The 6504-nt window shown below is 64.8% G+C and carries 6 protein-coding genes; 2 read left to right on the top strand and 4 right to left on the bottom strand.

Features of this window, described 5'->3' with window-relative positions; genetic code table 11:
* Both G3N97_RS35095 and G3N97_RS35090 read left to right on the top strand, forming a co-directional pair.
* On the top strand, positions 1–823 hold an 823-nt coding region (locus G3N97_RS35095; protein WP_205997433.1), incomplete at its 5' end, for a phospholipase A.
* A gap of 120 nt (positions 824–943) precedes the next feature.
* Entirely contained in the window at positions 944–1147 is a 204-nt protein-coding gene (locus G3N97_RS35090) for a DUF1289 domain-containing protein (protein ID WP_065060119.1), read from the top strand.
* Positions 1148–1251: 104 nt separating this feature from the next.
* Here the strand turns inward: G3N97_RS35090 and G3N97_RS35085 are convergent, their stop codons facing one another.
* The 4 genes from G3N97_RS35085 to G3N97_RS35070 all read right to left on the bottom strand — a co-directional run.
* On the bottom strand, positions 1252–2442 hold the full coding sequence (locus tag G3N97_RS35085; protein WP_205997432.1) for a nitronate monooxygenase family protein: 1191 nt from the start codon (positions 2440–2442) through the stop codon (positions 1252–1254).
* 171 nt (positions 2443–2613) lie between these two features.
* Positions 2614–4047 (bottom strand): aldehyde dehydrogenase family protein, encoded by a 1434-nt coding sequence (locus G3N97_RS35080; RefSeq protein WP_205997431.1) that lies wholly within the window; start codon positions 4045–4047, stop codon positions 2614–2616.
* A gap of 238 nt (positions 4048–4285) precedes the next feature.
* Entirely contained in the window at positions 4286–5878 is a 1593-nt protein-coding gene (locus tag G3N97_RS35075) for an ABC-F family ATPase (RefSeq protein ID WP_205997430.1), read from the bottom strand.
* 190 nt (positions 5879–6068) lie between these two features.
* The coding region (locus tag G3N97_RS35070) for an NAD-binding protein (protein WP_205997429.1) at positions 6069–6504 on the bottom strand (436 nt) is incomplete at its 5' end.

The following is a 6504-nucleotide window of genomic DNA, read 5'->3' as shown; positions in this document are numbered from 1 at the left end:
CGAGAGCGCCGCGACCTCGCCCGCGCAAGTTGCCGCCATCGAAGCCACGGGCGCCGACAGCGCCATCGCGCCCGCCGCCGACTCGCTCGCCACCACGGGCCGCAGCACGCTCGCGCGCCTGTCCTACTACGAGCCGATGTACGTCGCCGTGGGCAAGAACGGCGACACGACCGCGCGCTTCCAGCTCAGCTTCAAGTACCGGATCATCATGCCGGATGACCTCCGCTCGAAAGCCCTCTTCGACAACCTTTATTTCGCTTACACGCAGACCTCGATCTGGGATCTGAGCGCGACCTCGGCGCCGTTCCGCGACACGAGCTACATGCCGCAACTGTTCTATTACATCCCTGATACCGGCTGGAAGAGCGACTGGTTCACCCGCATGGGCATCGCGGCGGGCGTCGGTCACGAGTCGAATGGCCAGGCGGGCCCGGAGTCGCGCGGCATCAACATCGTGTTCGTGCGGCCCACGTGGGAGTTCGGCAACGTGGACGACTACCACGTGACGGTTTCGCCGAAGTTGTACTACTACCTCAGCAAATCGGACAACGAGGACATCGCCGATTACCGCGGCTACATGGACCTGCTGATCAAGTACGGCAGCCCGGACGGCTGGCAGCTCGCCACGACGCTGCGCAAGGGCACGAAGCACTGGTACGGCAGCGTCGACACCCAGCTCACCTATCCGCTCGCGCGCCTGCTCGGCAGCAAATGGGGCGGCTATCTGTGGGTCGGCTATTTCAACGGTTACGGCGAGGATCTGCTCGACTACAACCAGCGCCAGCACTGGGTTGCGCGGATCGGCTACAGCATTGCGCGCTGACTGCGAGCGGCGGCGCCTGCCGTGGCGTCGGGCCGCACCTGGCCGGATCGGTTAACATAGCGGGGTTTCTGGTCCCGACCGGCACGGCCACGCGCCGGTCATCGCGCCCCAAGATATTCCATGGCTTCCAATCTTCACGACCTCCCCGACAGCCCGTGCATCGGCGTGTGCTCGACGCTCTTCGACGACATCTGCAAAGGCTGCGGCCGCACCGCGATGGAAGTCTCCAACTGGGTGTTCCTCAGCGACGAGGAAAAGCGCGCCATCTGGACGCGCATCGAGCGCGAAGGCACGGCCATGCGCTTCCAGAAGAAGAACGCCTGACGCCGCACGCATGAAAAACGCCGGACGAACCGGCGTTTTTTCCTTGTGCGAGGTGCGCACCGGGCGTGCGCCGGGCGTCAACTCCCGGCGCTCAGCTTTCGCTTTCAGCTCAGCGCAAAAGCGGCCCGTTTGGTGACCGCCGGCCGCGAAACCCCCGTCAAAAGCAGTTCCAGCAGATCGCGCACACTGCGGATCGCATTGCCGAACGGCAACGACTCACGCCCGCGGAAGAACAGCCCGTTCGACACGTCGCCGCGCAAAGCCGCCGCAAGACGCGTGTCGATGCAGAAATGACCGAACTTCTCTATACCGTCGCGCAAGCCGCACATCGACAGGCAGTCGAGCCCGGTCGGGCAAGCCAGCTTGATCGAGCCGATTTTCGCGCGGATGCGCGATTCGTTGCGCAGGTAACGATCGAGCCACGGCGTCTTCACGGCGCGCGCAGGCAACCCCGTCACGCTGACGAATTCGACGATGTCTTCGGGCGTGGCGTCGGCCAGCACGCGCTTGAAGTTCGGGTGCGCGTCGCCTTCCTCGGTCACGGCGAACGGCGTGCCGACCTGCACGCCGTTGGCGCCCGCCTCCAGCCACTTGCGCACGGCTTCGTGGCTGTTGATGCCGCCCGCGACGATCAGCGGCACGTCGCGGCGCGTGATGCCGAGCGAGGAGTAGACCTCGTCGAGATCGGCGAAGATGCGGTCGAACGCGAAACGCTCGTTGTCCATGTCGGCGATATCGGTCACGCCGAGATGGCCGCCCGCGTGCGCCGGATGTTCAAGCACGATGGCGTCGGGCAGACGCCCCTTCTTCGCCCACTTCTTGAGCACCAACGCGACGCCGCGCGCGTCCGAAAGAATCGGCACGAGCGCGATATCGACACCGGCGGTCATATCGGGCAGATCGAGCGGCAGACCGGCGCCCATGACGATGGCGTCGGCGCCTTCTTCGCAGGCCGTGCGGACGTAGTCGGCGTGCGCGCTCACGGCCTTCATGACGTTCACGGCGATCATGCCGTTGCCGCCGGCCAGTTGGCGCGCGGCGGCGATTTCGCGCCCAAGTGCGATCAGGTTCGCGCGAGCGAGCGTCTCGTGCGAGTGATCTTCGCGGCATTCATCGGCGAGGTCGGCGTGATGATGGCGCAGGTCGATGCTCGCGATGGTGCCGAGCGCGCCTTCGCGCGCGACGCTGCCCGCAAGCCGGTGAGCCGAAATGCCGACGCCCATGCCGCCTTGTACGACCGGCAGCAGTTGACGCCCGCGGATGACGAGCGGCGAGAACGAATGAGTAGGAAACATGGTGACCCGCTTTGCGTTGTCGATGACAAAACGACAATGGTCGCGCGCCGCCCACAGATCACATTGCGATTGATCAATGAAAAATGCGGGGTCTTATGAAGAACCCCGCATGGATGATTCACATCAACACGTCACGCCGAAACATTTGCAAGGCGCAAAAGCGCCTACAGATCAGGCTTTCGGCACTTTGAACTGCATCGCTTTGTATTCCAGGTACTCCTCCAGACCGTAGACGCCGTTCTCGCGACCGTGGCCCGACTGCTTGTAGCCGCCGAACGGCGCGGCCATGTTCCACGCGCCGCCGTTGATGTCGATCTGACCTGTGCGGATACGTCGCGCCACGCGCATCGCGCGCTCGTCGCTGCCCGCCCAGACCGCGCCGCCGAGACCGTAGAGCGAGTCGTTGGCGATGGCGACGGCGTCGTCCTCGTCCTTGGCCGTGAGGATCGTCAACACCGGGCCGAAGATTTCCTCCTGCGCGATGGCGGCGTCGCGCGGCACGCGGCCGAACACGGTCGGCTTCACGAAGAAGCCCTGCGTTACGCCTTCGGGCAGGCCCGCGCCGCCGGTCACGAGTTCGGCGCCATCCGCGATGCCGCGTTCGATGTAGTGCTGCACACGCTCCTGCTGCACCTTCGAGGCGAGCGGGCCGAGCTTCGCCTTTTCGTCGCGCGGATCGCCGACCGTGTAGGCTTCGACCGCTTCTTTCGCGAGCGCGCGCGCTTCTTCATAGCGCGATTCCGGCACGATCATGCGCGTGTGCGCCGAGCAGGTCTGCCCCGAGTTCAGGAAGCACGCGCCGACGGTGCCTTTGACGGCCGCCGCGAAATCGGCGTCGTCGAGCAGGACCGAGGCCGACTTGCCGCCGAGTTCGAGCGCCACGCGCTTGACCGTCGCCGACGCCACTTCCGAGACACGCTTGCCCGCGCGCGTGGAACCCGTGAACGACACCATGTCGACCTGCGGATGGCGCGCAAGCAGCTCGCCGACGACCGGGCCGTAGCCCGTCACGAGATTGAACACGCCGGCAGGCAGGCCCGCCGCGTGAATGGCCTCGGCGAGCACGAACGCATTGAGCGGCGCGATTTCGGACGGCTTGAGCACGACGGTGCAGCCTGCGGCGAGCGCGGCGGCGACCTTGAGCGTGATCTGGTTCAGCGGGTAGTTCCAGGGCGTGATCGCCGCGACCACGCCGACCGGCTCGCGCACGACCAGCGAATTGCCGACGCGCTCCTCGTACTGGAACTCGCTCGCGAGCTTCGCGTAGGCGCCCCAGTTGTAGACCGGACCGCCGACCTGAATCGCGCGCGCGAGCTTGAGCGGCATGCCGACTTCGCCGGCGATCAGTTGCGCGAGTTCGTCGGTGCGGGCCTTGAGGTTGTCGGCGATCTTTTGCAGATAGGCGCCGCGCTCGGCGGCGGGTGTCGCGGACCAGGTGTCGAATGCGGCGCGCGCGGCGGCGATGGCCGCTTCGGCATCGGCTTCGACGCCCTCGGGAATGCGGCCCATCACGGCCTCCGTGCCCGAGTCGAAGACGTCGATCGTGCCTTTGCCATGCGGCGCGACCCATTGGCCGTTGATGTAGAGCTGGGCGTAATTGTTCATGCGATGTGCTCCTGTCTCCATGTCTGTTGGTGTTTTTGCCGTGCGTCCGTTGGGCGCGCGGGCGTCGAGGCCCGCGCAACGGCAACGCTGCATTCTAGCGTGGCTGACGGTTACGTAAAGTGTCGGCGACGCCCTGCGCCACACGGACTAATCCGCGCCCTGGCGGGCCACCAAAACAAAACGGGCGACGCTTTACGCGTCGCCCGTCTCACTTCATACAACTATCAGCAAACTGCGCTCAATGCAGACCCTGGCTCGCCAGGAAGTCCTCATAGTTGCCGCTGTAGTCGTTGATCGTGCCGTTGGTCTTCACTTCGATGATGCGATTCGCCAGGCCGTTCACGAATTCGCGGTCGTGCGACACGAAGATCAGCGTGCCTTCGAACTTTTCGAGCGCGATCTGCAGCGACTCGATCGATTCCATGTCCATGTGGTTGGTCGGCTCGTCCATCAGCAGCACGTTGTGGCGGCCCAGCATCAGCTTGCCCCAGATCATGCGGCCCTTCTCGCCACCCGACAGCACCTTGACCGACTTCCTGATGTCGTCGGCGTTGAACAGCAGACGGCCCAGCGTGCCGCGCACCGACTGCTCGTCGTCGCCTTCCTGGCGGTACTGGTCGATCCAGTCCATCAGCGTGACGTCGGCCGGGAATTCTTCGTACGTGTCCTGCGGCATGTAGCCGATGTTCGCGTTTTCGGCCCACTTCACCGAACCGTTGTCGACCGCCACATTGCCCAGCAGCGAGCGCAGCAGCGTGGTCTTGCCCGCGCCGTTTTCGCCGATGATCGCGATGCGCTCGCCCGGCTGCACGCTGATGTTGAATTTGTTGAAGATGCGGCGTTCGTAGGTCTTCGTGATCTCTTCCGCGACCACGACGATGTTGTGCAGCTTCTTCTCGAACTCGAAGCGGATGAACGGGTTCTGACGCGACGAGGGCTTGAATTCCTCGATCTTGATCTTGTCGATCATCTTCAGACGGCTGGTGGCCTGACGTGCCTTCGACTTGTTCGCAGAGAAGCGGCGCACGAAGTCCTGCAGGTCGGCGACGCGTTCCTTCGCCTTCGCGTTCGCATTGGCCTGACGCTCGCGCGCCTGCGCCGACGCCAGCATGTAGTCGTCGTAGTTGCCCGGATAGACCTTCAACGTGCCGTAATCCATGTCCGCCATGTGCGTGCAGACCTGGTTCAGGAAGTGTCGATCGTGGGAAATGATGATCATGGTCGAGTTGTACTCGTTCAGAACATCTTCCAGCCAGCGGATCGAATTGATGTCGAGGTTGTTGGTCGGTTCGTCGAGCAGCAGCACGTCCGGCTTCGAGAACAGCGCCTGGGCGAGCAGCACGCGCAGCTTCCAGCCCGGCGCCACGGCGCTCATCGGACCCTGATGGAATTCCGTGTCGATGCCGATGCCCAGCAGCAGTTCGCCCGCGCGCGCTTCGGCCGTGTAGCCGTCGTACTCGGCGAACTTGGTCTCGAGGTCGGCGGCCTTCATGTAGTCGTCGTCGGTCGCTTCGGGGTTCGCGTAGATCGCGTCGCGCTCGGTCATCGCGGCCCACATTTCGGTGTGGCCCATCATGACGACGTCGAGCACGCGCACATCTTCGTACGCGAATTGATCCTGGCGCAGCTTGCCGAGGCGCACGTTCGGCTCCAGGATGACGTTGCCCGAGCTTTGCTCGAGGTCGGCACCGAGGATCTTCATGAACGTGGACTTGCCGCAACCGTTCGCGCCGATCAGGCCATAGCGGTTGCCTTCGCCGAATTTGACCGAGATGTTCTCGAACAAGGGCTTCGGCCCGAATTGCATGGTGATGTTGGCGGTAGAGAGCACAGCGCGTCCCGAAAGTAGATCGACGAAAAACCTGTAATTTTAGCAGGTTATGCCAGTTCGCGCGCGGCTGCCACCTGTCCGGCGACACGACCGCGCCTCGGCAAATTACGGGAAATTCGTGGCAGATTGATGCAGCGGGGCGCGCTGCGGCCGGAATTCGTCCCGCCATCCGGCCCCGAGCGCACCGCGTTCAGCCCTGACGCGGCGTCTGCAGAATGTCGACGAATCCGGAGAAGTCGGCCTGCGCGAGCCCCATCGCTTCCGCCAGACGCAGCAATTGCTGCACCGTGCCCGCGACCGGCATCGGCGTGCCGGTTTCGCGCGCGGCGTCGGCGACCGTATCGACGTCCTTCTGGAACGTTTTCAGGGCGCCGATCGGCGCGAGCCCGTCCTGCGTCATGCGCGGCACGAAGGTGCGCAGCAGCGTGGAGTCGGCCCAGCCGCCCGCGAGCGCATCGGGCAGCCTGGCGGCGTCGATGCCGCTGCGGCGCGCGAGGCTCACCGCTTCCGCGATCGCCGCGACCGTGGCGGTCACGATGGCCTGATTGCAGAGTTTGGTCGTTTGCCCCGCGCCCGGCCCGCCCATGTGCGTGACGCGCGCCGCGTAGGCGGCCAGCACCGGCTCA

This window comes from Paraburkholderia sp. Ac-20347 (assembly GCF_017104805.1).
GTDB lineage: Bacteria > Pseudomonadota > Gammaproteobacteria > Burkholderiales > Burkholderiaceae > Paraburkholderia > Paraburkholderia tropica.
The sequence above is the reverse complement of the archived record's forward strand: the minus strand, read 5'-3'. Positions and strand labels throughout refer to the sequence as shown.

Excerpts from the sequence above, each read along its gene's own strand:
- G3N97_RS35090 (WP_065060119.1), top strand. The coding sequence starts at position 944 with ATGGCTTCCAATCTTCACGACCTCCCCGACAGCCCGTGCATCGGCGTG.
- G3N97_RS35085 (WP_205997432.1), bottom strand. The coding sequence starts at position 2,442 with ATGTTTCCTACTCATTCGTTCTCGCCGCTCGTCATCCGCGGGCGTCAA.
- G3N97_RS35080 (WP_205997431.1), bottom strand. The coding sequence starts at position 4,047 with ATGAACAATTACGCCCAGCTCTACATCAACGGCCAATGGGTCGCGCCG.